The following is a 25,304-nucleotide window of genomic DNA, read 5'->3' as shown; positions in this document are numbered from 1 at the left end:
AAATGTTCGCACGCTATAGTCAGTGGGCGAATGCGCATATTATTGCGGCCTGTGATACCCTTGATCAGATTGACCTTGATGCGCCGCGTGAAGCATTTTTTCCGTCAATCATGAAAACGTTAAACCATCTTTTGGTCGGCGATACATTATGGATGGCGCGCTTACGCGGCGAGATTTTGCAGATGGGGCTGGCCGACACCCCGTGGCCGCTATATGCCGATTACAAAGCTGCGCGAATCGCCATTGACGACAATATGATCAATTATGTCGATACACTCGATGATGCTGCGCTGGCCGATGTTCTGACGTACAAAAATGTTGCCGGGGTTACCTATGCCACCCCGCGTAATGTAATTATGGGGCATGTTTTTAACCATCAAACCCATCATCGAGGCCAGCTTCACAGCCAGCTGATATCAGCGGGACACCCGTCACTGGAAATAGACATGATCTATTTCGCCCGGCTTAAAGGTTATTCGCAGTGATTGATCTGGTGTTGTCCTATGGCCCGTTTTTGCTTGCGGCTTTGGTGCTAAATATTGCGCCGGGGCCTGATCTGGCATTTGTTTCGGCACAGGCCGCAGCCCATGGCCGCAAAATTGGGATTATGTCCAGTCTTGGAGTGTGCTCGGGGGCATTTGTTCATGTGATATTTGCGGCCATTGGTCTGTCTGCCATTTTAATGACATCGGCACTGGCATTTGCCGTGGTGAAATGGGTGGGGGTTTTATATCTGGCGTGGTTGGGGTTTGGGGCGATTTACGCGACCTTCAAGTCACCCGCGGCAGTAACAGACGACGCCGCACAGCATGATAATGCCCAGCCGGTGGGGGCCTCTGCATCGGCACCGGTTGCTTTTGCATCCCGTACTCGCACGGGGCATCGCAATCAGGTGGCACCAACGGCTTTCCGGGCATGGCGGCAAGGCGTTTTGATTGATGTTTTTAACCCCAAGGTCGCCCTGTTTTTTATGGCGTTTTTACCACAGTTTGTTAATCCGGCCCTGGGGCATCAGTCGGCACAGTTTTTTGTCCTGGGGACCATCGTAAATATGATTGGTTTTGTTGTTGAAACGTCCATTGTGCTGGTGGTTGCAGCAGCGGCACGCCATTTTCACCAGCATTTTTCCAGTCGGTCAGTGGGGAAATGGTTGCAAAGGGCATTGGGTGCGGTGTTTTTGGCGCTGGGGCTGCGTCTTGCACTTGGCGACCGGGGTATTTGAACCACAACTTGTTGGAAAAGTGGCCGACCTGTCGTCCGGTATATATTGGCACAATTGTGCCTGGTATCTGGCAGAATTCCCGATCATGCCTGATGAAACCAACCGGTTTTCACCAGACATGAAAGGGTAAGGCGGGGCCGCTTTCAGGTGCGGTTTCGCGACCATATGATGTGTTTTTTGCCTGATCGTGCAGGTGGGAGATAGGCATATGGAATGCGCCCGGCCCTGGTGTTCAGGCCGGGCGTTTCTTTTTGGTGTGATTGGCAAGTGCGTTTGACAGCGGTGTGGCACTGATGCCGTGGGCAACGACGCTGATGGTAACAATCAGTGCCACACATGCAACCAGCGCTTCATATCCTGAAATTCCAAGCATGGTGACCATGATCAAAAGATAAATGATCGAGGCAATGCCGCGTGGCCCAAACCAGCCAATAAACAGTTTTTCTGCCAGATTATACGGTGATCCGATCATGCAGACCCACACACAGAAGGGACGCAGGACAAGCAGGCTAAGGGCGGAAAACAGCATCATTTCCACGGTCCACAGTTCATAGACCGAGGGCAGGATCAGCAGGCCAAAGACGAAAAATGTCAGCATGGTTAAAAGTTCAGCTTCCGCCTCGCCAAAACTTTCAATCACATTGGCCACCCTGGAACTGGCAATATTTAAGGCCAGGCCGCCAGCAAAGGCAGCGACAAAGCCATTGCCACCGGCTTTTTCCGCCAGCAAAAAAATCAGTAAGGCCGATAACACCCCAAACAACCGTTCAAATCGGTCAATCATAAGGTTGCGGGCAACGGCATGGTTTACCAGCATCCCCAATATCACCCCGCAGGCGATGCCCACACCGGCACCCAGCAGGATTTCCAAAATGGCTTCGGTTATCCAGCCATTGGTCGTTTGCCCGGATAAAGCAGCCTGAATGGCAAGGGCCGTGGTGAAAACTGGCAACACCAGCCCGTCATTAAGCCCGCTTTCAATATTGATGCCCTGGCGCACCGGCGATGAAATGTGCCGGTTTTCCAGAACCGGGCGGCTAAGGGCCGCATCGGTAGGGGACACCATTAATGAAATAAGCAGGGCTGGAACAATGCCAAGACCCGGTGCAATGCCGTACCAGGCGGCAACCCATGTTAGCAAAACCGTTAACGGCAGGCCCACCATTAACAAACGGGTTGCAAGCCGCAGGGCTGGTCGTTCCTTGCGGTAATCCAGAATTGCCGCATCCAGAAACAGAATGATCGCCAGTGTCAGTTCGGAAAAGACCCGTGCAAAATGGAAATTCTCTTTAAGAGGTTCCAGCGGGGCTTGCGCCCATAACCCCAGCGGGAGGGCTATGATCGCGCCGGCCAGCACCATCATCATTGGCGAGGATATATTGAATTTCTGCATCCGGCGCGACCACAGGCCATAAACCAGCCCCGATGCGACAAACAAAATAGCGATCCATTCCAGCATAATGGTGGCCTCTGGCTGTTATGGCAGTGCTGCCCTGGTAATGGGCAGGACCTGTTCGTGACACTGCCGGTCACCAGTCGCCACGACACAGCCATCGCTGTAAATGTGTAAGGATTCGCCTTGCCAATCTGTCATTTTGCCGCCGGCCCCTTCAACAACGGGCACGAGGGCGCAAAAATCATAGGCTTGCAGGTTTGCTTCGACCACCAGGTCGGCCAGGCCAAGGGCCGTCAGGCCATAGGCATAGGCATCCACGCCATACATTGGCTGACGACACTGGTTGCGAATCGTCTCGTAGGCTAAAATTTGCGGGCCGCGAAACAGCTCGGGGGCGGTGGTAAAGAAAATCGCCTGATCCAGCGTCGGGCAGGGCCGGGTCGAAACCGGGCTGCCGTTAAAAGTGGTTTCCTCGCCTGTGACCCCAACCCAGCGCTCGTCGGTAATCGCCTGATCGATAATGCCCAGCACCGGTTTGCCGTTGTGGCACAGCGCAATCAAAGTGGCAAAGCTGGGTTTGCCAACAATAAATGATTTGGTGCCATCAATCGGGTCCAGAACCCAGACATATTCGGCATCAATGTTCTGGCGGCCATGTTCTTCGCCCAGAATGCCGTGATCGGGGCATTCCTCGGCCAGAATGGCACGCATCGCGGTTTCCACTTCCCGGTCGGCAATGGTAACCGGGCTGGCATCGGCCTTCACATCGACGGCAACTGCGGTGCGGTAATATTTGCGAACCACCGGGCGGGCGACATCGGCAAGGCGATGGGCGATTTTTACGAATTGGTTATACTGGTCCAAGGCAGGCTCCTGTGCGCAACAGAGAATCGCTTTATGCCATAAAAAAGCAGGGGACGGAAAACCGTCCCCTGCAAAATATGCGTTTTATTGTTTCAGTCCGCTTTACTGACCCGCAGCCGGGGCTTCTTCGGCGGGTGCCGGTTCGCCATTGTCATTGGCGGCATCACCGTCTTTGGCCGGGCCTTCTTCGGGCATAGCAACATCACCGGCGGCATCGTCGGTTGCTTCGGCATTGCCTGCATCACCGTTGGTGTCTTCGGTTTTGGCTGCACCCTCGTCTGCCGGGGCTTCGCCGGTTTCAGCTGCGGCCTTGTCGCCACCTTCTTCGGCAGCAATTTCATCGGCACTTGGTGCGGGCAACGGATTGTCCGACATGCTGTTAAGGAACGCGATGACATTGGCGCGGTCAGACGGTTTTTTCAGGCCGCCAAACGACATTTTGGTCCCCGGGATGTAATCCTTGGGCGAATACAGAAAATGGTTCAGCTCGGTATAGCCCCAATTACCGCCGTGGTTGGCAACGGCATCGGAATAGCTGAAATCATCCTTGTGGGCGACCACGTTACCGACAATACCATACAGATTCGGACCAACCTTGTTGGGGCCGCCGTTGGTGTTGTCATGGCACGAGCCACATTTTTTAAACACCTTTTCGCCTGCTGCAACATCGGCATCTGCCAGCATTGCCAGGATCGGTTCCGGTCCTGCAGGTTTTTCAGGTGCAGCCGCAGGTTGGTTTGCAGCCGCCATCAGGTCATCCGAAAAAGGATAAACCGGTTCTTCCAATTCCTTGGGGTGTACAAGTGCACCCCCGATTTTGCCGACTACGACCACCAAAAGTACGGCAACGATAATTCCGGCGACGATCTTGTTGATTTCCATCGTTTTCATGACGGGATCCCGTAACAGCCAATATAACTCTCAGGTTTTATTCTTATGACGCGGCTGACCCATGCGTCCCTGACGCCCCCACACAAATACGCATGCGACAACAGGCCAGACTGCTGATCGGAAACTATACGTTTCATAGTTTTTCATCAACCTTTCTTCACAGTTATGACGAAACTTGCCAGAAATTGGCGGTTACAGGTGGATTCCTGCTTTTGCCAAGGGGGCGAAACCGGTTATTGTCGCGTCGTTTCAACTTCTTCCCGGTAAAAAAGCATCGCGCTTACGTTGATGAATGCTTCGCCGGGATGCCCGCATACTGTTTTCGGATCGGAGACCCCATACCCATGTCCGCCCCCCGCAATCCTGTTGTTGTTATTCCGGCCCGTATGGCATCCACCCGGCTGCCAAACAAACCGTTGGCCGATATTCACGGCGAAGCAATGATTGTGCATGTCTGGCGTCGCGCGGTCGAAGCCGAAATTGGCCCCGTGATCGTTGCCTGCGCCGAACAGGAAATTGCCGATGCCATCAGCAATGCTGGCGGTATTGCTGTTTTAACTGATCCCGACCTTCCCAGTGGCTCGGACCGGGTACATCAGGCATTAAGCAGTTTTGATCCGCTTAAAAAACATGACGCGGTGGTGAATGTGCAGGGCGATTTGCCCACTATTGACGCCGCCGATATTCGTGCTGTGTTTAATCCGCTTTCCGATCCGGCGGTGGATATTGCAACGCTGGCGGCCATTATTCGCCGCGATGAAGAACGCAATAATCCCAATGTGGTCAAGGCGGTTGCCGCATTTGGCAATTTGCGGGTGGCACGGGCGCTGTATTTTACCCGGGCGACTGCGCCACATGGTGACGGGCCACTTTATCATCATATCGGGCTTTATACCTATCGCCGTGCCGCGCTGGACCGGTTTGTCAGTTTGCCGCCTGCCGAACTGGAAATGCGCGAACGGCTGGAACAGCTTCGCGCACTTGAAAACGGCATGGTGATTGCGGTTGCCTTGGTCGATGGTGTGCCGTTGGGCGTTGATACCCCCGAAGACCTGGAACGCGCCCGCGAATTTCTGGCAAATCGGGGCTGATTGCCCCGAGACGGGCTGTCGCCGATCAAACCGGCATCCCGGGATCGATTTTGGCGGGCAGTACAGGTGTTTTGTGCCAATGGCCGATACATCGATAACATAGTGCCGTGTCTTCCGGGGATTCCGGTCGTGCCTGAGTGGCCTGTGAGAAATGGATGGTTTTATCCGGGCCTGAATTATAGCTATAACAAAAATGTCGTGTCGTTATCGCAACATGCGGCAGGATTCGCATGTTGCGACGCATGACCTCGAATATCTGTTTCTATATGCCAGGGGCTGTTGCCCGGATTTAACAGGAATGATCCAATGACCAACCAGATGCGAATTGCTTTTCAGGGGATGCACGGTGCCTATTCTGATCAGGCGGCACGGCGGGCTTTTCCGGGCGCGGTAACCGTACCTTGCCCGACCTTTGAAGGCGCATTTGGGGCCTTGCGTGATGGTGAAGTTGATCTGGCTGTGATCCCGATTGATAATACGCTGGCGGGTCGCGTTGCCGATGTGCACCATTTGCTGCCCGAGTCGGGTGTGCATATTATTGGTGAAACTTTCCTGCGTATCAATCATGCCCTGTTGGGGGTTAAAGGCACGCAAATTTCTGATATTCGCGAAATTCGCAGCCATGTTCATGCGCTCGGCCAATGCCGCAAAATTCGCAAGGAACTGGGTGTTCCCGCTGTTGTTGGTTCCGATACGGCGGGCTGTGCCAAGGAAGTTGCCGATTTGGGCGATAAATCCATCGCGGCCATTGCACCGTTGCTGGCGGCCGAAATTTACGGGCTCGATGTTTTGCGCACCGAGGTCGAAGATGCGGCGCACAACACCACGCGCTTTATTATTCTGTCGCGCGAAGCCAAAACCGCCCCCAATGATGGCAGCCCGGTTGTGACCAGTTTTGTTTTTCGGGTGCGCAACGTTGCGGCTGCCCTGTATAAGGCGCTGGGTGGATTTGCCACCAACGGCATCAATATGACAAAGCTGGAAAGCTATATGGTCGAAGGCCATTTTACCGCGACCCAGTTTTTCGCCGAAGTCGAGGCCCACCCCGACCAGCTCGGGCTGCGTCATGCGTTGGAAGAATTGCAGTTCTTTTCCCACGAGGTTCTGATTTTAGGCGTTTATCCGGCCCATCCGTTCCGTCGTGAAAATGTGTTGCCTGCAGAGTAACGCACGGGGTTTTAAAGCCTGCCCCTTAAAGTTGACGTCGATTTGATGGCACGGATTGTGTGTTTTGTGCCGTGAAAGACAACGCCTTGTCTGTTTTTTCTGTCGAGGAAAAGACAAGGTTAACCGGATTTGAAAATATAAAACGGGCCGCCACGTTGACATGTGACGGCCCGTTTTTCTGTCGGGTCTTTGGCCTGGCGCGCAGGGCAAGGCCGTAATTTTTGAATATTATCGGCTTAGTTGTCGGCCTGTTTGCTGAGGTCGCGTGAAAAATGGCCAATCATACGGGTGAGCTCGGCAGAACGCTGTGAAAGCTCCTGTGCTGCAGCTTTCATTTGTTCGGCATCCCCGGTTGTTCCCTGCGCGTCGCGCATGGTTTTATCCGACGTATCCGAAATTTGTTTAACGCCACCAGCGCTGCGATGGGCATTGCTGGCGATTTCGCGGGTGGCAGCGCCCTGTTCTTCAATTGCACTGGCGATGGTGGTGGAAACCTCGCGCAAAATACCAATGGTGTCTGATACCCGGCTAATGCCGCTTACAGCCCGGTTGGTGCCTTCAACGACCGAATTGATCTGATTGGCGATTTCTTCGGTGGCGCGTGCGGTTTGTGTGGCCAGGTTTTTAACCTCGCTTGCAACCACGGCGAATCCTTTGCCTGCGTCACCGGCCCGGGCCGCCTCAATGGTGGCATTCAGGGCCAAAAGGTTGGTCTGACCGGCAATGTCGTTAATCAGGTTGACGATTTCCTGAATTTTATCAACCGATTGTGACAAACCGCCCACATCGTTGCGGGCATTGTTGCTTTCATCTGTTGCCTGCACAACGGTTTGAGCCATCTGGTCGATCTGGCCGCCAATTTCATGAATAGAGGATGAAAGCTCTTCGGTCGCAGCCGCAACTGCGTCAACATTTGCCGATACATCGCTTGCAGTTGTCGCAACGTCGCGGCTGTGAACCAGAATGCCACTGGCATTACGTGCCATGTTTTCCGACAGCGTCAGCGATTTTCCCGCCGACCCGTCAACGGCATGGGCAATCGAGCCAACATCCTGTTCGAGTTTTTTGGCAATATCGCGAATGTGGTTTCGACGCGACTGTTCGGCCTGCTGTTTTTGCTTCAGGGCTTCGCTTTCAAGTTTTTTGGCCGATGCCGACGTATCGCGTAATGATACCACTCCGGCGGCCATGTCGGCAATTTCAACAAACCGCGAGTCGGTATCGACGTCGGCAGCGTAATTGCCATCGGCAATGGTGCGAATATTGCGGTTCAAACCGACGATGCTGTTGGCAATCTGCTTGCTGACCATCCAGGACAGGGTGCCTGCAATGATAATGGCAATCAGCGAAATAATGCCAAGTTGCCATAAAACCGATTGAAACTGTTTGGCGACGTCATCCATGTAAACGCCGGTGCCAAGGGCCCATTTCCATTGCGGAATCGGGCGCACATAGGCAGCCTTTTCGATCAGGCGGTCGCCTTCGCCCGGTTTTTTGGTGTCATAGGTAATGATGCCGCCGCCTGATTTTGCGGTGCTGACAATCATTTTGCGAACCTTGCTGTCCGGTTTGCATTGCCCTTCGTCTTCGGGGCTTAGCGGGTCCAGCACCATGCAATGGCTGAAATCGGAAATATAAACGTAATTGCCGGAATCGAACCGGTATTCGCGCAACAGGGCAAGAACCTGGGCTTTGGCGGTCGCTTCGTCGAGATCGCCTGATTTTACCTTGCTGACATATTGGTCAATAATTTTGACAGCGCCCTCAGTCAAGTGGCTGATTTCGCTGTATTTCTCTGTGCGAATGCTGTTTTGGTAATTAAAGGCCACTGTTGTTACGATGGCGATTAACGTGATCAGGCATATCGCCGGTATGGCGAAAATACCAGTCATAACGCGAAAGCGCATGGCATTTGCCCTCTGCAAATGGAATTAGGCTTAATGGAATAATTCAAAAAGAGAGGGCGGTCCATTACAGTTCATCGAATAGTTGTTCTTGTGCTTTTGCCGCATGGCTGCCCGGCGTGCAGATAATTTGACATTGCACCCACATATCTGTATCAACCGGGTCATTCCTTCGCTTGTAGGGCAGATAGTGCTGTCAGGAACTGTGTAGATAGGCGGGGGCGGGCATGACGTGATGACGTCATGACCTCATCATTGCCTTCTCATGCAGGGTCCGTGGCTGCGGTTTATCGCCGAGCACCGGAAAGCTTGCGTTCGGGCAGGCTTGTTTTTTTCAGGCGTGAACATGACGCCACCGGTGTTTTGAAGGACTTTACCTTTTATGACGAATTTTGAAGGGCTCAACCTTATCGAGCCTCTGCTGCGCAATGTCGAATCCTCAGGTTTTACAGCTCCGACGGAAATTCAGTCCGCAACCATTCCTGCTTTGCTGGAAGGCAAGGATCTGATGGGTATTTCCCAGACGGGTGGCGGTAAAACTGCAGCATTCTGTTTACCCCTGCTTCAGCGTTTGGCTGAAAATCCGAAACGCCCTGCCCCTGGTCAGCCGCGTGCCCTTATTCTGGCACCGACCCGCGAACTGGCAAATCAGATCGGCCAGTGCCTGCGCGATTTCAAAAAAGGCATTCGCCTGTTTTCAACTGTTGTCTACGGTGGTTCACCGATGGGCCCGCAGATTCAGGAACTGCGTCGCGGTTGTGATATTCTTGTCGCAACGCCGGGTCGTTTGCTTGACCATATGTCACGCAACACGGTTCGTTTTGACGATGTTGAAGTTTTCGTTCTCGATGAAGCCGACCGTATGCTTGATATGGGCTTCTCCGAAGATGTTCTGACCGTGGCTGAACTGCTGCCTTACAAACATCAGACCGTCATGTTCTCGGCAACCATGCCTGATGCCGTTCGTCACCTTACCGACCGCCTTCTGCGCGATCCGGTCAAGGTGCAGACCGCACCGCAGGCCAGTGTGACCGAACGTGTTACCCAGCGTGGCATGTTTGTGACCCGTCAGAACAAAACCGCTTTGCTGTTGCAGCTTATCAAGCGCGAAGGCAGCGACCGGGTTCTGGTTTTCACCAAAACCAAACTGGATGCCGATGAACTGGCTTTCCAGCTTCAGGATGCCGGTGTGCAGTCTGACGCCATTCATGGCGATAAACAGCAGCGTATCCGTCAGAAAATTTTGCGTAATTTCCGTGATGGCCGTTTCCCGGTTCTGGTGGCAACCGATGTTGCTGCCCGTGGTATCGACGTTCCTGGCATTTCGCATGTTGTGAACTACGATCTGCCGACCGACCCGGAAAACTATGTTCACCGTATTGGCCGTACCGGTCGTGGTGGCGCCGACGGTATTGCGATTTCGTTCTGCGAACCGCGTGATGTCCGTCATTTGCGCAATATCGAACGTGTCATCCGTCAGGATGTGACGATTGATGAAGATCACGAATTCCATGTATCGCCCCCGGCAGCGCGCCGTGGCGGTGCTGGTGGTGGCCGTGATGATCGCGGTGGTGCTGGTCGTGGTCGCGGTGGTTATGCTGGTCGTGGCGGCAATGGCGGTGGTGCTGGCGCTGGTCGTGGCGGTTATGCCGGTCGCGGTGGTAATGGCGGCGGTGGCTTTGGCGGCCGCAGCGAAGGCGAAGGTGGCCGTCGTTTTGCCCGTCGGGATGATGCGCCGGTAGCTAATGATCGTGGTGATCGCGGCGACCGTGGGGATTTCGCAGCGCGCAAGCCGCGTTTCGAAGGTGAAGATCGTGGTGGTAACCGTGGTGGCTTTGCCGGTCGTCCGAACCGCGAACGTTTTGCCCGTGGTGGTGAACGTGATGGTGGTTATGCGCCGCGTGGTGATCGTGCTGAACGGGGCGAACGCCCGGTACAGGCCGATCGTCCGGCACGTGCTGACCGCCAGGACCGTGGTGATCGCAATGATCGCCCGAATTCTTTCCGTGGCCGTGATGATCGCAACGACCGTGGTTCAGACCGCGCTGATCGTGCCCCGCGTGAAGATCGTGCAGCAGCCGGTGCCGGTGAACGTCGTTTCGCAGGCAAACCGCGTGATGCCGGTCGTACCGAAGGCTTCAAATTCCGTGAAGGCGGCGAAGGTCGTGCTAAACGCGATTTTGGTGATCGTCCGCGCAGCCAGGGTGGCGCACGTACCGGTCAGGCTGGCCTGAAGCGTCGCTCGGCCTGATCCTTAGCCGGACGGGACTATAAATTTTACGGGCGGCGAGCTGTATGGCTCGCCGCCCGTTTTTGTATTTTGCCTGATTTATTGCTGCCTTGTTCGAGATGTGACCGGATGTTGATCCGGTTGAAATGCCGATCCGGTGATTGATGTTATTATTTGTTGGTTACAAGTAAATAATTGAAATATTTCGTCGTTGTGCCGGCAAAGTTTTCATTTTTAAATATTTTTATTCGAAATAACATGAGTTTTGTATTTTTAAATTTGTAAAAATGTGACTGATATCTGTTTTTATTTAGAATTTTTGAGTTTTACATGTCGATTTTCTGGTTTTATATGTGAATGTTCTATAATATTAGATTTAATTTATACTAAACTTTTGCTGCACCTGCACAAAAATGCCCTTTTCAAATATCGTATTTGGACAGGATTTGATTTGTGTTAAAGTCATTGATGGTCAGACTGGAAAAAATCGGTGCGGATGTGGAAAACGGCCAGTATTGGCGGGTAAAGTGCCTGCAAGACTTTGGCTGTATTTGATATTCTTTGGAACAACAGCCTGGCATTTGATAGGAACGGGGGATCGAACATGGTCTCTAGCCTTTGTTCTATGACGGTTCAGCGGATGACATCCTGTTTTATCGGATGTTTGGCTGTCGTGTCGCTATGCCTGATGATGGCCGTTACGCCAGCCTGGGCGGCGGATGACATGTGCCATCGCCTGATTGTTTCGGGTAATCCGGATTACCCGCCTTATTTATGGCCCAACCCCGATAACCCCGCTGAACTGATTGGCGCAAACGCCGAATTTATCATTCAGGTGGGGCGGGAAATTGGCGTTGAAATTTCTGTGGTTAATGAAGGCCCGTGGGGCCGGGTGCAGGAAGAAATGCGTCGGGGCAATCTTGATTTGATTGCGGGCGCATTTTTTACACCCCAGCGCACTCTTTATATGGATTACCTGAAGCCAGCCTTTCAGGGGACCCGCACCCGGATCTGGACCCGCAAAAACTTTCCCCGTCAAATCAGCAGCTGGCAGGAACTGATCGGGCTGGAGGGCGTTACCGTCATCAATAACAGTTTCGGCGCGAAATTTGACAGTTTCGCGCAGGAAAAATTAACCTTGCGCGAAAGCCCGACCTTGGCGCAAAGCCTGCGGCTGGTGGAACTGGGGCGCGCGGATTATCTGGTTTACGAGGATTTTCCGGCGGCGGCCTTTATTGCCAAAAATGATATGTCGCAGATTGTCGCCAATCCGGTTGATATCAGTGCCGAAGATTTGTTTGTCACCATGTCGCGAACATCACCGTGTAATACTGAAACCCTGCGCGTTAAACTTTCCGCCGCCATTCGAAAACTGGTGGATGATGGCCTGATGAAAAAACTTCTCGCCAGTAATATCGAACAATGGGGCCAGTTCACCAACTGATCGTGCTGTGGGGTGTTTGAATGCAATTTAGCAATGATCGGCGGTCCTAAAGGGGCCGCCTTTTTTATGACCCCATTCAATTGTGGTTCGTCGGGCAGGGCGGTCAGGGCAGGGCGGTCAGAGCTGAGCCTGTTGCGGTTTCGGGGTACGCTTTGCCCATTACGCAGTGTGTTTGATCGACCCGTGGCTGTTCAAACAGACGTGTCACCGGCGACTGTTGCAGTATTTCTCCGCATTCTGTTCTTTGGCATCGGGTCTTTGAGGGTGTTTTTGTGCCAATGCAATATAAACCCTTTGGATTGTTTGTACTTGGATCGATTTTGAACTGCAGCTTTGTGGGTGCGGGGAAATACGTATGTCGTTTGCGTGACAAGGGATGACCCTTGTGGTGGCGCGGCAAAATTGTGCCTTTGGAGTTGTTTTTACGACAGATTCCATATTAACTTCCGCCATTAACAAAATTAAGTTGCCAAAAACACATCCGTTCTGGGAGGGACGAACATTATGAACTTTCTTAAAAGCCTGCCCGCGTTAGTTGTTGGCGCGGCCCTGGCGCTTGGCGCCAGTGCGCATGCCGCCGATTATAAAGGCGAGTACAAGGTTTCCACCGTGCTTGGCAAACCGTTCCCCTGGGGGGAGGCTGCTGAAAAATGGGCGGAACTGGTGTCGGAACGCACCGACGGGCGCATCCATATGAAGGTCTATCCCAATGCCCAACTGGTTTCGGGGGACCAGACCAAGGAATTTACCGCCATGCGCCAGGGCATTATTGACATGGCCGTTGGCTCGACCATCAACTGGTCGCCGCAGGTAAAAGAACTGAACCTGTTTTCGCTGCCGTTTTTAATGCCTGATTTTGCCTCGATGGATGCCCTGACCCAGGGGCCGGTGGGAGAGAAAATTTTCGAAGCTATCCGCAAACAGGGGATCGAACCGATTGGCTGGGCAGAGAACGGTTTCCGCGAAGTGACCAATTCCAAGCATCCGATTACCTCGCCAGCCGATCTTGACGGTTTGAAAATGCGCGTTGTTGGCTCGCCGCTTTATAACGATATTTTCACAGCGCTGGGGGCAAACCCGACGCAAATGAGCTGGGCCGACGCCAAGCCCGCCCTGACCACCGGTGCTGTTGACGGCCAGGAAAACCCGCTGACGGTTTATGACGTGGCGCAAATGGAAACCGCCGGGCAAACCTACATTACCCTGTGGCATTATGTGGCTGACCCGCTGATTTTTGCGGTGAATAAACGTGTCTGGGGCTCGTTTAGCGACGAAGACAAGGCGATTGTTAAAAAGGCTGCCGACGATGCGGGTGCCTATGGCATTGGTCTGGCGCGTAAAGGCATGACCGATGATGACCAGTCATTGATCAAGGCCCTTGAAGCACGTGGTGCGAAAATCACCACCCTGACCGAAGAACAGCGTCAGAAATTTGTCGATGCGACCCGTGATGTGTATAGCAAATGGAAAGATCGTATCGGGGCCGATCTGGTTGATATGGCTGAAAAATCCATTGCTGACCGCTAAGGTTATCTGATCCGTACAATATTGATTACGCGGCCTTCACAACTGCATATTGCGATTGTGGGGGCCGGTTTTCTGTTTTCTACTTTTCCCGTAAAATAATGCGCTATGTTTGAAAGGTCCCGACCGTGTCGGATCGTGACGGAATCCCTATTGAATTTGATGCCGAACCAGATGGTGATGCATCCCCCGAAGCACACGGCGATCCTGCCGGCGGCCCCTGGCTGAAAATAGAAGAGGCCATCGCCGCCCTTGCCATGGCACTGATCTGTCTGATCAGTCTTGCAAATGTGGTCGTGCGTTATCTGACCGACATTTCCTTTGCCTTTACCGAAGAATTTTCGGTGTTTTTGCTGGTGGTGATGACGCTGGTCGGGGCCTCAATTGCGTTTGCCCGGAACGAACATATTCGCATAACATTTTTTCTGGCGCGTTTCCCGCGTCCGGTTCGTATTGTTGTCGAACTTCTGATTTTGGCAATAACAACCCTGCTGTTCGCCATGATCATGTATTACGGGGCGACTTTTGCCCTTGATCAATACGAATATGGCGAGGTCTCTGCCGGTCTGGGCTATCCCAGCTGGATCTATTCGCTGTGGTTGCCCCTTCTGTCGCTGGTTATTCTGTTTCGCGTGGTTGAACATGCCTGGCGACTGGCTCATGCACGCCGCAATTCCGAGCGCGAAGGAGGGGTGAAATGACCCCCAGTTTCGCCCTGCTGGCGTCCTTTGCTGTTTTGTTGTTTATGGGCGCGCCCATTGCCATTGCGCTTGGTTTTTCTGCTGTTGTTGGCATTTATTTTGGTCTTGATGTCTATGCCCTGGCGACAGTTGGCACCAATACCTATAACGGCATTGCCAAATATCCGCTGATCGCCATTCCCCTGTTCATTTTAACCGGTATGATTTTTGAACGGTCCGGTGTGGCGCGGGGGCTGGTGGAATTTGCCGGTGCCATTGTTGGCCCGCGTCGCGGCGGGTTGGCTGTTGTTGCCGTGCTGGTATGCATGATGATGGGCGGCATGTCGGGGTCTGGCCCGGCCGATGCCGCAGCGGTTGCCATGGTCATGATCCCGTCGATGATGCGGGCGGGGTATCCACGCGAATTTTCCGCCAGCGTGATTGCGGCGGGGGCTTCTACCGCCATTCTTATTCCGCCGTCGGTCGCGTTGATCATTTATTCCATCATCGTGCCCGGTGTTGATCTGCGTGCCCTGTTTGCCGGTGGTATTATTCCTGGCATTCTGGCCGGTGCGGCCATCATCATTCCCGTGCTTTTGCTGTCGCGCAAACATGATTTTGGCGCACAGGAAACCCGAAGCCAGTCTGCCTTGCTGCCTGCTTTCATGCATGCCCTGCCCGGTCTTTTGGCCCCGGTTATCATTCTGGGGGGCTTGCGATCGGGCCTGTTCACCCCGACCGAGGCCGCCGTGGTTGCTGTGGCCTATGGGCTGGTGATTGGCATGTTTGTTTATCGCACCATTCGCTTGCGGGATCTGTACCGGCTGTTTGTCGATTCGGCGGTGACATCGGGCGTGATCATGCTGATCATTACATTGGCAGGTATTTTTGCCTGGGCTGGTGCGGCGTTGGGCACGTTTGATCTGCTGGCAAATGGTATTCTTAGCCTGTCGGGCAATGAACATGTGGTTCTGGCTCTGATCATGGTGGTGTTGCTGCTGGCCGGTATGGTGCTGGACGGCGTGTCGATCTATCTGATCATGCTGCCAATCCTGATGCCGATCATGCAGGAATTTGGCTGGAGCCCGGTCTGGTTTGGCGTGGTGATGGCCATGAACATTGCCATTGGCCAGTTCACGCCCCCCGTTGCCGTTAATTTGATGGTCACCACCAGAATTGCCGGTATTCCGCTGGAAAAATCGGTGGGATGGAGCCTGTGGCTGGTCCTTTCGATGGCGATTGCGATGACCTTTGTGATTGCATTTCCGTCATTGGTAACCTGGCTGCCTGAATTATTAGGCTACCGCACATAAAGATTTGATCCTTCGGCAGGTCGCTGTTGGCGGCGTGATCCGGTTTTAAGGCGGCATCCGTTTAATGGATGTCGCCTTTTTTGATGGGATTACCAAGGTTCGTCGCGGGCAAAACATTAATTCGGTAGTCTCTTGCCGATTTAATTTGACGTTAACGTAAACGTTAACTACAAAGGGAATCTATTTTCCGATTTTCAGGATGGCACGCCCGTCATGACCGCATTTGAACCACAAAATCCCGACTATGATGCCGAAGTTCGCCGCCGGTTTGCCCAGCAACCTTACAATCTGTCGCTGGGTGCGCGGGTGGAAAAGGTTATGCCGGGCAGGGTGGAGCTGGTGATGCCGGCCCGCGCTGATCTGGTGCAGCATAACGGTTATTTTCACGGCGGGGCGATTGCCGGGCTGGCCGATATTGCCGGTGGTTTCGCTGGATGGAGCCTGGTTGCCGCGGATCAGGGGATGCTGACGGTGGAATATAAACTTAACATCGTCGCACCGGGGTTAGGTGATCAGCTGCGCGCCGTGGGCGAGGTTATATCGCGGGGGCGTTCTATTATCGTGACCCGCATTGACGTGTTTGGCCATGACGGTGAACGTGATGTTTTATGCACGACGGCCCTTCAAACCCTGAAAGTCATGCGCTTGCCGCCCGAATTGTTGGGGGCAGCCTGACACAGGCGGGTTAAGCGCCCGTCATTCAAATAAAAGGTGCCGCAATGCCGGCACCGGATTTTCGTTTATAACAATCGATCTAGGGCAGGAATTATCCCATGGCATTTGTTGATTTTCCCGATTTGAAATTTGATCTTGGCGAAACCGCCGAAGCCATCCGCGACAGTGTTTCGTCCTTTGCCGAGGCCGAAATTGCCCCGCGTGCCGCCGAGATTGATGCGAAAAACGAATTTCCCAACGATTTATGGCGCAAATTCGGCGATTTGGGCCTGTTGGGCATTACAGTGCCCGAAGAAGATGGCGGCACCGGCCTTGGTTATCTGGAACATGTGGTGGCTATGGAGGAAATCAGCCGGGCGTCGGCCTCGGTTGCATTGTCCTATGGGGCGCATTCCAATTTGTGCGTGAACCAGTTGCGACGCAACGGCACGGCGGAGCAAAAGGCCCGTTATCTGCCCAAGCTGATCAGCGGCGAACATATTGGGGCGCTCGCCATGAGCGAACCCGGTGCCGGTTCCGACGTGGTTTCCATGAAATTGCGGGCCGAGAAAAAGGGTGATCGTTACATCCTGAATGGTAATAAAATGTGGATCACCAATGGTCCGGATGCCAACACCCTGGTGGTTTATGCCAAAACTGATGCCAGTGCGGGGCCAAAAGGCATTACGGCCTTTATTATTGAAAAGGGCTTCAAGGGTTTTTCAACCGCACAAAAGCTCGACAAACTTGGGATGCGCGGGTCCAATACCTGCGAGCTGGTGTTTCAGGATTGCGAAGTGCCCGAAGAAAACGTGCTGGGCAACCTGCATGGCGGCGTGCGCGTGCTGATGAGCGGCCTTGATTACGAACGTGCCGTTTTGGCTGCTGGCCCCACGGGCATTATGCGGGCCTGCATGGATGTTGTGGTGCCCTATATTCACGAACGCAAACAATTTGGTCAGGCGATTGGCGAATTTCAGCTGATGCAGGGTAAGATGGCCGACATGTATACCACCATGAATGCCTGCCGTGCCTATGTGTACGAAGTTGCCAAGGCCTGTGATCGCGGTGAAACATCGCGCAAGGATGCGGCCGGGGTGATTTTATATGCCGCTGAAAAAGCGACATGGATGGCATTGGAGGCGATCCAGGCGCTGGGTGGTAATGGCTATATTAACGAATATCCCACAGGCCGGTTGCTGCGCGATGCCAAACTTTACGAAATTGGCGCAGGCACCAGCGAAATCCGCCGTATGCTCATTGGCCGTGAATTATTTGGTGAAACGGCGTAATTGCCATAATTTTCGCGATATAAATTTTGTTCTCCCGAATAAAGGGGATTTTGATGAAGAATGATCCGGTTGTAATTGTTTCCTGTGCCCGTACCCCGATGGGCGGTTTGCTGGGTGATTTTGCCAGTCTGACTGCGGCTGAACTGGGTGGCTTTGCTATCAAAGCCGCACTGGAACGCGCCAATGTTTCGGCTGATGACATTGATGAAGTGATAATGGGCAATGTGCTGCCTGCCGGGCAGGGACAGGCACCCGCGCGCCAGGCAGCCTGGAATGCCGGTATTCCGCGTGCTGCGGGGGCGACAACGATTAATAAAATGTGCGGATCGGGCATGAAAGCAGCGATGCTGGCTCATGACATTTTGCTGGCTGGCAGTGCCACAGCGATGGTGGTGGGCGGTATGGAAAGCATGACCAATGCGCCGTATTTGCTGCCCAATATGCGTGGTGGCAACAAATATGGTCATTCACAGGTTTATGACCATATGGCGCTGGACGGTTTGGAAGATGCCTATGAAAAAGGCCGTTCCATGGGGACCTTTGCCGAAAACACGGCGGATAAATACGGCTTTACCCGCGACGCACAGGATGAATATGCCATTGCATCGCTTACCCGTGCGCAGGAAGCCATTAAAACCGGTCAGTTTGAAGGTGAAATTACCCCGGTTACAGTTTCAACCCGCAAAGGTGATGTTGTTGTTTCTACCGATGAGCAACCGCCCAAATCCAACCCTGAAAAAATTCCTGCCTTGCGCCCGGCTTTTCGCAAGGATGGTACGGTAACGGCGGCGCATTCGGCATCCATTTCCGACGGGGCGGCCGCATTGGTGATGATGCGCCAAAGCGAAGCCGAAAAACGTGGCCTGAAACCGCTGGCTCGTGTGCTTGCTCATGCCACCCATGCCCAGGAACCGTGCTGGTTTACCACGGCACCGATAGAGTCTATTCGCAAGGTCCTGGCAAAAACCGGCTGGAATGTCGATGACGTTGATTTATGGGAAATCAACGAAGCCTTTGCCGTGGTTGCCATGGCCGCGATGCGCGATTTGTCGCTGGACCACGCGAAGGTCAATGTTAATGGCGGGGCCTGTGCCCTTGGGCATCCGATTGGGGCAACAGGCGCACGATTGCTGGTTACTTTGATCCATGCCCTTCAGGCGCGCGGGGGCAAAAAGGGTGTTGCATCGCTGTGTATTGGCGGCGGCGAAGCCACTGCAATGGCGGTGGAGCTGATCTGATCACTTTAGAGAAATTCTAAAAACTGTCTTTTCGGGGCTACCCAAGCCGGTGGATTACTCTTATTTTGTGCCACGAGAGAGTATTTCAACACAGGGAATTGACACGATGGCAAAAAGCACTGTCGAGCGGATGCTGGCCGGTTTCAAAAGCTTCAGGGCGATGTATTACGAACAGCGCCCTGAGCGCGTTGAAGATTTGGTCAATATGGGTCAGAAGCCGGAAGTGTTGCTGATTGCCTGTTCGGACTCACGCGTTGATCCCGCCATTTTGACCAATGCAGAGCCGGGCGAAATGTTCGTCATCCGCAATGTTGCCAATCTTGTCCCGCCTTATGAGCCCGACGAAAATTATCATGGCACGTCGTCTGCCATCGAGTTTGCGGTTCGGGACCTTAAGGTCAACGATATCGTGATTTTGGGTCACTCGGCGTGTGGGGGGATTCAGGCACTGGTCGAGCATGGAGAAGCGGGAAAGGTTCCTGAGCGTGACTTTATCGGTGAATGGGTCAGCATGGCGAAATGCTGCCTTCACCACGGACCGGATGTGGACAAGGTATCGCGTCATTCGATCCGTAATTCGCTAACAAATCTGATGACGTTCCCGTTCATCAAGGAACGGGTTGAAGCTGGTGACCTTACCCTGCACGGGTGGTGGTATGGCATGAAAGAAGGGGTTCTGTGGCGCTATAATGCGGCGCAGGATGAATTTGTTCAGGGCGAAGAATAAACCTGGCCTGGTCTTTGGGGGTATCCCCGTTGCGATCGTATGGCCGGTAATGTCGCCCAATCGGGAGGATGAGCCGCCATGCGGTTGGAAGAACATCAGATCATGGTGCGCGATACCGCGCGTGAATTTGCCGAAAACGAATTAAAACCTCACGCGGCAAAATGGGACGCGCACCATATTTTCCCCGCCGAAGCGATTAACGGACTGGGTGAGCTTGGTTTTTTGGGCATGCTGGTTCCCGAACAATATGGCGGGGCAGGCATGGACCATGTGTCCTATGCGCTTGCGTTAGAAGAAATCGCCGCAGGCGACGGCGCGACCTCGACGATTATGTCGGTGCATAATTCGGTTGGCTGTATGCCGATTTTAAAATTCGGCACCGAGGCCCAGAAACAGGAATTTCTGGTGCCTATGGCGCTTGGTGAAAAAATTGGCGTGTTTTGCCTGACCGAACCACAGGCGGGGTCCGATGCCAGTGCCCTTAAAACCCGGGCCGTTCGCGATGGCGATCACTGGGTGATTGACGGGGCCAAACAGTTCATCACATCAGGCCGCGAAGGTGATATCGCCATTGTGTTTGCCGTGACTGACCCTTCAGCCGGAAAACGCGGTATTTCCGCCTTTATCGTGCCGACCGACACGCCGGGCTATGTGGTATCGCGAACCGAAGAAAAACTGGGCCAAAACGCATCTGATACCTGCCAGATTACCTTTGTTGAATGCCGGGTGCCCGACGAAAACATGCTAGGGGCCGAAGGGCAGGGCTATAAAATCGCCCTTGCCAATCTTGAAGGCGGGCGCATTGGCATTGCTGCGCAATCGGTGGGCATGGCGCGTGCCGCCTTTGATGCCGCCCGTGATTATGCCAATGAACGCGAAACATTTGGCAAAAAGATAATTGACCATCAGGCGGTTGCTTTTCGTCTGGCCGATATGGCGACCAAAATTGATGCCGCCCGCCTTTTGGTCCATCGTGCGGCACAGTTGCGTGACGACGGTAAGCCCTGCCTGACCGAGGCCTGCATGGCAAAACTGTTTGCATCCGAAATGGCCGAAGAAGTCTGCTCCAAGGCGATCCAGATCCACGGCGGGTATGGCTACCTTAAAGACTTTCCGCTGGAGCGCATCTATCGCGATGTGCGTGTTTGCCAGATTTATGAAGGCACATCCGATATTCAACGCATGGTGATTGCACGGTCGCTGGCGGACTAGACCATTTTGGCCTGATTGCGTTAAATGCGATGGGTCGGCACTAAAACCTCGCCCTGCATAAGTCGCCGCGCACTGCGATATACTGTTACTGACGGGATGTGTAGTTCCGGGGTGGTTAAAATGGTTGCATCGACAGTCAAGGTGCCAGACGGATGACTGATATTAAGCGGTTGAGCCGGGTCGACGGGAAGATGCGCCGTGCGATTGGCGATTGTTGCAGGAATACGCATGGCAGCGGCAAGGCACATGCCCCCGGTAAGCGGCGTTGCCAAATGGGCCTGTCCGGCAGAAATCATGCGGACCGTGATATGGGCGTTGTTGCCCGGTGATGGTGCGGACACAATTGCAATTTGCGGCAGGTTGCGCAATGTGGTGCGGGCTTCTTCGGCGCTGCATAATCCCATCTTGACAGCGGCAGCGATGCGGATCGTTTCAATCCGTTCCAGAAGGTTCGGCATGGCGGTCAAGTCAGCCGGGCTTTCACTGCCGGTCAGGTTTAGATCGCTTGCACGCAAGCAGGCTACCGGGTTGCTCACATCGATCAGCGAAACCTCAAGCGGGCCAAATCCTTCTGTTTCGATCTGATCGGTTACGTTGCCGGTGGGCAGGATATGACCGGTGGAGGATCCGCCGGGATTTAGAAAGTCCAGTGCAATCGGGTTTGCCGTACCCGCCACACCATCCAGTGCAAAATCCCCCATAACTGCCGCTTTGCCATTTTGCAGGGCAAAACGCGCAACAATGATTTTGCCGGTATTGGTATTATGGATGCGCACGGTTGCCTGTGTGCTGCTGTCGGGGGGTATCAGCCCTTCATCGATGGCAAACGGCCCGACCGCCGATGAAATATTGCCGCAATTTCCCTTATAGCTCACCACGGCGGTATCAACCGCGACCTGGCCGAAGGTGTAATCAATGTCGGCATCCGATCTGCTTGCCGGGCCGATGATGGCAATTTTTGACAATGACGAAATGCCACCGCCCATACCATCCAATTGGCGTTTGTGCGGGTCGGGGCTGCCCATGGCGGCCAATATCATGGCATTACGGGCTGGACCTGCTGCGGGCAGGTCTTTTTCGTGGAAAAACAGTGCCCGGCTGGTACCGCCGCGCATGTAAACAGCGCGCAGGGCAGTTTGCGGGTTATTGTTTTGCGGGTTGGGCATGGAACGGTTCCTGTGGCGAAGGTGCGATCATTGGTGGTGGCGGCGATGAAAAACGACTGAGAAATTTCTGCGCCCGGGGCAAGGCATCATGTAGAAATTGGCTAGGTTCGCGCAGCCATAAGCCATCTATCTGACGTGATTTTTGTTCGCAAACCAGAATGTCAGGTGCCAGCGTTTAATGGCGTCATACCTGGAATAGCCTGGGGTACGGGGCTGATACATGTTGGTTTTATCTTGTTGGCAGCAAGTCGTGTTTTTCCAGCAAGCGGCGAAGCTGGTGATAATTCAGCTTCAGCATTTCGGCAGCTTCGGTTTGGTTGTTGTGGCTTTGGTGCATTGCATGTTCAAGCAGGGTAATTTCGTAGTCACGTATCGCTGCCTTGAAATCCAGTGCAGGGTTGGTTGTATTCGATGTGGGCGATGGGGCGGCTATGGCAGGCAGCGTGTTTGTTGATGGTGTTGCAAAGTCTGCCTTCGTTTCGCTCCAGATTCCGGCAAACGGGTCCAGTACGATATGGGGCAGCGGGCCCTCCGGGTCGTCAGACATATACAGGCTGCGTTCAACGGCGTTACGCAATTCGCGCACATTTCCGGGCCAGTCGTAATTTTGCAATTGTTGTGTGGCATGTTTGCTAAAGCCTGAAAATACCTGGCGTGACAAGCGTTTGGTCATTTCCAGGGCAAACTGTTCGGCCAGCGGTAATATATCGTCCGGCCGTTCGCGCAAGGGCGGCACGGCAATTACGTCAAATGCCAGCCGGTCAAGCAAATCGGCGCGAAATTTTCCCTGTGCCGCCAGGTGTTTGAGGTTTTCATTGGTAACGCCAATCACACGGACATCAACATCAATAATTTCGCTGCCGCCAACCCGTTCAATTTCGCCATATTCGACAACGCGCAGCAATTTTTCCTGCACCATGGGGCTGGCGGTGGCAATTTCATCTAGAATGATGCTGCCGCCATTGGCGCGTTCAAACCGGCCCGTGTGGCGTTTGGCAGCCCCGGTAAAGGCCCCGGCTTCGTGGCCAAACAATTCGGTATCAAGCAAGGTTTCACTTAGTGCCGCGCAATTGACCTTGACCAGCGGCCCGCCCCAGCGTGTGGAAAGATAATGCAGGCGGGCAGCAAGCAGTTCCTTGCCCGACCCGCGTTCACCAATCACCAGGCACGGGCGATTAATTGGTGCCAGGCGCGAAACATGCTCCAGGGCTGCCAAAAAACGGGGGTCTTCGCCCAATATAGGTTGTGATCTGGTGTCCATTTCGCGAAAAACGTTATCGGAAAACACTATAAATGTCGCGATAAATATTAATCAAAAATGGCGATTGATCTGTAAGTTATTGATTTTTATGAAAACATAAAGTTGGCACGCTGCCTGCAATAGAAGGGCAGAAGAGTTTACATCCCCCAACAGGAGATCGAGCAATGGGCGTGTTCTCGCGTTTGTCCGATATCGTTAATGCCAATATCAATTCGCTGCTGGACCGGGCCGAAGACCCGGAAAAGATGGTGCGCCTGATGATTCAGGAAATGGAAGACACTTTGGTTGAAGTCCGTTCCAGTGCCGTTAAGGCCATTGCGGATAAAAAGGAAGTCGAACGCAAGCTGAAAAAGCTGCATGACGGCCAGAATGAATGGGAAGAAAAAGCCGAATTTGCGGTTTCCAAGGGCCGTGATGATTTGGCCAAGGGGGCGCTGATGGCGCGTCGTCGTTTGGCTGAGCAATCGGTGGTACTGGAACGTGAGCTTGAAGTGATCGAAGAAACACTGGGTAAGTTTGACGAAGATCTGAACAAACTGCACAACAAACTGAACGAAGCCAAAGGCAAGCAGCGTGCGGTGGAAATTCGGATGAAAACCGCAGAAAAACGGGTCAAAATGCGCGAAAAACTGCATAATGGCCAGATCGATGATGCCTTGCTGCGGTATGAGGCAATGGAACGTAAAATTGACGAACTTGAAGCCAGTGCAGATTCCTATGATATGGGTCGTGCCAAATCGCTAGACGAGCAGTTCGGCGATCTTGAAGCGGAACTTGGGATCGAAGATGACCTGAAGGCCTTGAAGGAACGGGTCAATAAAGACAACTAATTCAGTGTGCGGGCATTTTGGTGTTCGCAGCCGGCGATCATGACCAGTTGTGGCATGATCGAACCCTGATCAGTTAAAGGGCGCTTATGTGGGTTTTTGCCGTTCCATTGATTGTGTTTATTTCTATTGTCGGGCCAATCTGGGTGATCTTTCATTACATTACCGTGTGGAAACGTATGAAAGCTGAACGTCAGGAAGTTCCGCCAGCGGAAAGTCAGCAGCACAAGGAAGCAATGGCCCGTCTGAAATTGCAGGCGGAGCGCCTTGAGGGCCGTGTTGCGACACTGGAGAGTCTTCTGGATGCAGAGGTTGCCGAATGGAGGAACAGGATATGACTGCCGAGCAAGCTGCTGCCGGTGCACGATACTTTAATAACAGGCATCATAATCATACCGGCGGCGGGTGTCGTTTTCGCCGGGGGCGTGACCAAAGCCACAGCCAGGGCGGGTGTGGGCATCATAATGGCCCGCACCGGTCCGGGCCGATCAAAAGCACGATTACCGGCATCTCTGAAAAATTCGGAATTCCGCGCAAAGGTGTGCTTGTCGCCTGGATCGCAACGCTGATTTTCAGCTTCCCCGTCGGCGTGTTCCTGTTTATTGCCGCCTGGTCCTATGTTCATCATCCGGAATGGTTCGGTTTTCTGGGTCGTCATTCCCGCCGGTCGTCCGGTGGGGCCACTTCGGCACGAAGCGGGTCAACAGCGGGTGACGATGCGGCTTCTGATAAGGTAGAGCATCCGACTTTCGGGGTTGATTATGAAGAACCCTGGATGGATGAATTGCGCGCCAAGTTTGACGACCTTGAACGCCGGACTGGCCATATGGAAGGTTATGTTGCCTCGGGTGACTATAATTTATCTTCCGAGCTGGAACGGATGCGCAAGGCCGACGGTGCCCAAGGCACCGGCAAGCCCGGCAAGAATGTAACCGGCCAGCCTGATGAGGGCGATATTCCCGGCCCGGATACAAAACCTGACAAATAATTTGTCCGTTTTGTTGTTCTGATTACCAAATCTCCGGTTTGCATCGGCTGGTAAGCCTCCCCCGCCCGCCTGGCCGGTGCAAAAGGACCGAGATGCAGTTGGCGCTCCCGTTGTCGGGTCAGTCTTTCTCGCGTCTTCCCCAGGACTTGTGCCTTCCCGCATAGCAGATCGGTCCGTCGGATCGCTTGCCTCCCCGGCAGGCGATCCGTTTTT

At 53.6% G+C, this 25,304-nt stretch carries 23 protein-coding genes; 17 read left to right on the top strand and 6 right to left on the bottom strand.

What is annotated here, in order from left to right; all coding sequences use genetic code 11:
* The first annotated feature begins 2 nt into the window (after positions 1-2).
* Positions 3-485, top strand: a complete 483-nt coding sequence (locus THS27_RS11515; RefSeq protein ID WP_168184875.1) for a DinB family protein — start codon at positions 3-5, stop codon at positions 483-485.
* A complete protein-coding gene (locus tag THS27_RS11510) occupies positions 482-1,222 on the top strand; it encodes a LysE family translocator (protein WP_085590942.1) in 741 nt (246 codons plus the stop codon). The genes THS27_RS11515 and THS27_RS11510 overlap by 4 nt, the downstream gene beginning before the upstream one ends.
* Positions 1,223-1,454: 232 nt before the next feature.
* Here the strand turns inward: THS27_RS11510 and THS27_RS11505 are convergent, their stop codons facing one another.
* From THS27_RS11505 to THS27_RS11495, 3 genes are all read right to left on the bottom strand, one after another.
* Positions 1,455-2,681 carry a sodium:proton antiporter gene (locus THS27_RS11505; RefSeq protein ID WP_085590940.1) on the bottom strand — a complete coding sequence of 409 codons (1,227 nt, stop codon included), beginning with the start codon at positions 2,679-2,681 and terminating at the stop codon, positions 1,455-1,457.
* A gap of 18 nt (positions 2,682-2,699) precedes the next feature.
* Positions 2,700-3,482, bottom strand: a complete 783-nt coding sequence (hisN, locus tag THS27_RS11500; RefSeq protein WP_085590939.1) for a histidinol-phosphatase — start codon at positions 3,480-3,482, stop codon at positions 2,700-2,702.
* A 102-nt stretch (positions 3,483-3,584) separates the two neighbouring features.
* A complete protein-coding gene (locus THS27_RS11495; RefSeq protein ID WP_085590937.1) occupies positions 3,585-4,373 on the bottom strand; it encodes a cytochrome c family protein in 789 nt (262 codons plus the stop codon).
* A gap of 344 nt (positions 4,374-4,717) precedes the next feature.
* Here THS27_RS11495 and THS27_RS11490 point away from each other — a divergent pair, with 344 nt between their 5' ends.
* Both THS27_RS11490 and THS27_RS11485 read left to right on the top strand, forming a co-directional pair.
* A complete protein-coding gene (locus THS27_RS11490) occupies positions 4,718-5,464 on the top strand; it encodes a 3-deoxy-manno-octulosonate cytidylyltransferase (protein ID WP_085590935.1) in 747 nt (248 codons plus the stop codon).
* A 306-nt stretch (positions 5,465-5,770) separates the two neighbouring features.
* Positions 5,771-6,631 (top strand): prephenate dehydratase, encoded by an 861-nt coding sequence (locus tag THS27_RS11485; protein WP_085590933.1) that lies wholly within the window; start codon positions 5,771-5,773, stop codon positions 6,629-6,631.
* A gap of 236 nt (positions 6,632-6,867) precedes the next feature.
* On the opposite strand, the gene THS27_RS11480 is transcribed toward THS27_RS11485, so the two are convergent.
* A complete protein-coding gene (locus THS27_RS11480; protein WP_085590932.1) occupies positions 6,868-8,538 on the bottom strand; it encodes a methyl-accepting chemotaxis protein in 1,671 nt (556 codons plus the stop codon).
* A 379-nt stretch (positions 8,539-8,917) separates the two neighbouring features.
* Here THS27_RS11480 and THS27_RS11475 point away from each other — a divergent pair, with 379 nt between their 5' ends.
* The 10 genes from THS27_RS11475 to THS27_RS11430 all read left to right on the top strand — a co-directional run bounded on the left by THS27_RS11475 (position 8,918) and on the right by THS27_RS11430 (position 20,849).
* Complete coding sequence (locus THS27_RS11475) at positions 8,918-10,786, top strand: DEAD/DEAH box helicase (protein ID WP_085590930.1); 1,869 nt, start codon at positions 8,918-8,920, stop codon at positions 10,784-10,786.
* 583 nt (positions 10,787-11,369) lie between these two features.
* Positions 11,370-12,209 (top strand): ABC transporter substrate-binding protein, encoded by an 840-nt coding sequence (locus tag THS27_RS11470; protein WP_085590928.1) that lies wholly within the window; start codon positions 11,370-11,372, stop codon positions 12,207-12,209.
* A gap of 504 nt (positions 12,210-12,713) precedes the next feature.
* The gene (locus tag THS27_RS11465) at positions 12,714-13,736 is read left to right on the top strand and encodes a DctP family TRAP transporter solute-binding subunit (protein ID WP_085590926.1); all 1,023 of its coding nucleotides are present in this window, start codon (positions 12,714-12,716) and stop codon (positions 13,734-13,736) included.
* A gap of 125 nt (positions 13,737-13,861) precedes the next feature.
* The gene (locus tag THS27_RS11460; protein WP_246832937.1) at positions 13,862-14,434 is read left to right on the top strand and encodes a TRAP transporter small permease; all 573 of its coding nucleotides are present in this window, start codon (positions 13,862-13,864) and stop codon (positions 14,432-14,434) included.
* On the top strand, positions 14,431-15,726 hold the full coding sequence (locus tag THS27_RS11455) for a TRAP transporter large permease (RefSeq protein WP_085590924.1): 1,296 nt from the start codon (positions 14,431-14,433) through the stop codon (positions 15,724-15,726). Before THS27_RS11460 ends, THS27_RS11455 begins: the two co-directional genes overlap by 4 nt.
* 213 nt (positions 15,727-15,939) lie before the next feature.
* Complete coding sequence (locus THS27_RS11450) at positions 15,940-16,401, top strand: PaaI family thioesterase (protein WP_085590922.1); 462 nt, start codon at positions 15,940-15,942, stop codon at positions 16,399-16,401.
* 98 nt (positions 16,402-16,499) lie between these two features.
* Positions 16,500-17,672: an isovaleryl-CoA dehydrogenase gene (locus THS27_RS11445; protein WP_085590920.1), complete on the top strand. Its 1,173-nt coding sequence runs from the start codon at positions 16,500-16,502 to the stop codon at positions 17,670-17,672.
* A 53-nt stretch (positions 17,673-17,725) separates the two neighbouring features.
* Complete coding sequence (locus tag THS27_RS11440; protein WP_085590918.1) at positions 17,726-18,910, top strand: acetyl-CoA C-acyltransferase; 1,185 nt, start codon at positions 17,726-17,728, stop codon at positions 18,908-18,910.
* Positions 18,911-19,016: 106 nt separating this feature from the next.
* Complete coding sequence (locus tag THS27_RS11435) at positions 19,017-19,637, top strand: carbonic anhydrase (protein ID WP_085590916.1); 621 nt, start codon at positions 19,017-19,019, stop codon at positions 19,635-19,637.
* Positions 19,638-19,715: 78 nt separating this feature from the next.
* On the top strand, positions 19,716-20,849 hold the full coding sequence (locus tag THS27_RS11430; protein WP_085590914.1) for an acyl-CoA dehydrogenase: 1,134 nt from the start codon (positions 19,716-19,718) through the stop codon (positions 20,847-20,849).
* A gap of 20 nt (positions 20,850-20,869) precedes the next feature.
* On the opposite strand, the gene THS27_RS11425 is transcribed toward THS27_RS11430, so the two are convergent.
* Both THS27_RS11425 and pspF read right to left on the bottom strand, forming a co-directional pair.
* The gene (locus THS27_RS11425) at positions 20,870-22,015 is read right to left on the bottom strand and encodes a 2-methylaconitate cis-trans isomerase PrpF family protein (RefSeq protein WP_085590912.1); all 1,146 of its coding nucleotides are present in this window, start codon (positions 22,013-22,015) and stop codon (positions 20,870-20,872) included.
* Between the two features lie 229 nt (positions 22,016-22,244).
* Positions 22,245-23,276: a phage shock protein operon transcriptional activator gene (gene pspF / locus THS27_RS11420; protein WP_085590989.1), complete on the bottom strand. Its 1,032-nt coding sequence runs from the start codon at positions 23,274-23,276 to the stop codon at positions 22,245-22,247.
* 164 nt (positions 23,277-23,440) lie between these two features.
* Here pspF and pspA point away from each other — a divergent pair, with 164 nt between their 5' ends.
* The 3 genes from pspA (at position 23,441) to THS27_RS27175 (ending at position 25,091) form a co-directional block, all read left to right on the top strand.
* Positions 23,441-24,106 (top strand): phage shock protein PspA, encoded by a 666-nt coding sequence (gene pspA / locus THS27_RS11415; RefSeq protein ID WP_085590910.1) that lies wholly within the window; start codon positions 23,441-23,443, stop codon positions 24,104-24,106.
* Between the two features lie 86 nt (positions 24,107-24,192).
* Complete coding sequence (gene pspB, locus THS27_RS11410; protein ID WP_085590908.1) at positions 24,193-24,441, top strand: envelope stress response membrane protein PspB; 249 nt, start codon at positions 24,193-24,195, stop codon at positions 24,439-24,441.
* On the top strand, positions 24,438-25,091 hold the full coding sequence (locus THS27_RS27175; protein ID WP_085590906.1) for a hypothetical protein: 654 nt from the start codon (positions 24,438-24,440) through the stop codon (positions 25,089-25,091). Before pspB ends, THS27_RS27175 begins: the two co-directional genes overlap by 4 nt.
* Positions 25,092-25,304 lie beyond the last annotated feature (213 nt).

The organism is Thalassospira sp. MCCC 1A01428, assembly GCF_002115825.1.
Taxonomy (GTDB): Bacteria; Pseudomonadota; Alphaproteobacteria; order Rhodospirillales; family Thalassospiraceae; genus Thalassospira.
Note: the sequence above shows the minus strand (reverse complement) of the source record. Positions and strands in the feature narration are given on the sequence as shown.

Bases quoted from the DNA above. Each gene is read 5' to 3' on its own strand.
- THS27_RS11470 (WP_085590928.1), top strand. From the start codon at position 11,370: ATGGTCTCTAGCCTTTGTTCTATGACGGTTCAGCGGATGACATCCTGT.
- pspA (WP_085590910.1), top strand. From the start codon at position 23,441: ATGGGCGTGTTCTCGCGTTTGTCCGATATCGTTAATGCCAATATCAAT.
- THS27_RS11450 (WP_085590922.1), top strand. From the start codon at position 15,940: ATGACCGCATTTGAACCACAAAATCCCGACTATGATGCCGAAGTTCGC.
- THS27_RS11480 (WP_085590932.1), bottom strand. From the start codon at position 8,538: ATGCGCTTTCGCGTTATGACTGGTATTTTCGCCATACCGGCGATATGC.
- THS27_RS11475 (WP_085590930.1), top strand. From the start codon at position 8,918: ATGACGAATTTTGAAGGGCTCAACCTTATCGAGCCTCTGCTGCGCAAT.
- THS27_RS11455 (WP_085590924.1), top strand. From the start codon at position 14,431: ATGACCCCCAGTTTCGCCCTGCTGGCGTCCTTTGCTGTTTTGTTGTTT.
- THS27_RS11440 (WP_085590918.1), top strand. From the start codon at position 17,726: ATGAAGAATGATCCGGTTGTAATTGTTTCCTGTGCCCGTACCCCGATG.
- THS27_RS11465 (WP_085590926.1), top strand. From the start codon at position 12,714: ATGAACTTTCTTAAAAGCCTGCCCGCGTTAGTTGTTGGCGCGGCCCTG.
- THS27_RS11495 (WP_085590937.1), bottom strand. From the start codon at position 4,373: ATGAAAACGATGGAAATCAACAAGATCGTCGCCGGAATTATCGTTGCC.
- THS27_RS11485 (WP_085590933.1), top strand. From the start codon at position 5,771: ATGACCAACCAGATGCGAATTGCTTTTCAGGGGATGCACGGTGCCTAT.
- THS27_RS11515 (WP_168184875.1), top strand. From the start codon at position 3: ATGTTCGCACGCTATAGTCAGTGGGCGAATGCGCATATTATTGCGGCC.
- THS27_RS11445 (WP_085590920.1), top strand. From the start codon at position 16,500: ATGGCATTTGTTGATTTTCCCGATTTGAAATTTGATCTTGGCGAAACC.
- THS27_RS11425 (WP_085590912.1), bottom strand. From the start codon at position 22,015: ATGCCCAACCCGCAAAACAATAACCCGCAAACTGCCCTGCGCGCTGTT.
- THS27_RS11435 (WP_085590916.1), top strand. From the start codon at position 19,017: ATGGCAAAAAGCACTGTCGAGCGGATGCTGGCCGGTTTCAAAAGCTTC.
- pspF (WP_085590989.1), bottom strand. From the start codon at position 23,276: ATGGACACCAGATCACAACCTATATTGGGCGAAGACCCCCGTTTTTTG.
- THS27_RS11490 (WP_085590935.1), top strand. From the start codon at position 4,718: ATGTCCGCCCCCCGCAATCCTGTTGTTGTTATTCCGGCCCGTATGGCA.
- THS27_RS11505 (WP_085590940.1), bottom strand. From the start codon at position 2,681: ATGCTGGAATGGATCGCTATTTTGTTTGTCGCATCGGGGCTGGTTTAT.
- pspB (WP_085590908.1), top strand. From the start codon at position 24,193: ATGTGGGTTTTTGCCGTTCCATTGATTGTGTTTATTTCTATTGTCGGG.
- THS27_RS27175 (WP_085590906.1), top strand. From the start codon at position 24,438: ATGACTGCCGAGCAAGCTGCTGCCGGTGCACGATACTTTAATAACAGG.
- THS27_RS11430 (WP_085590914.1), top strand. From the start codon at position 19,716: ATGCGGTTGGAAGAACATCAGATCATGGTGCGCGATACCGCGCGTGAA.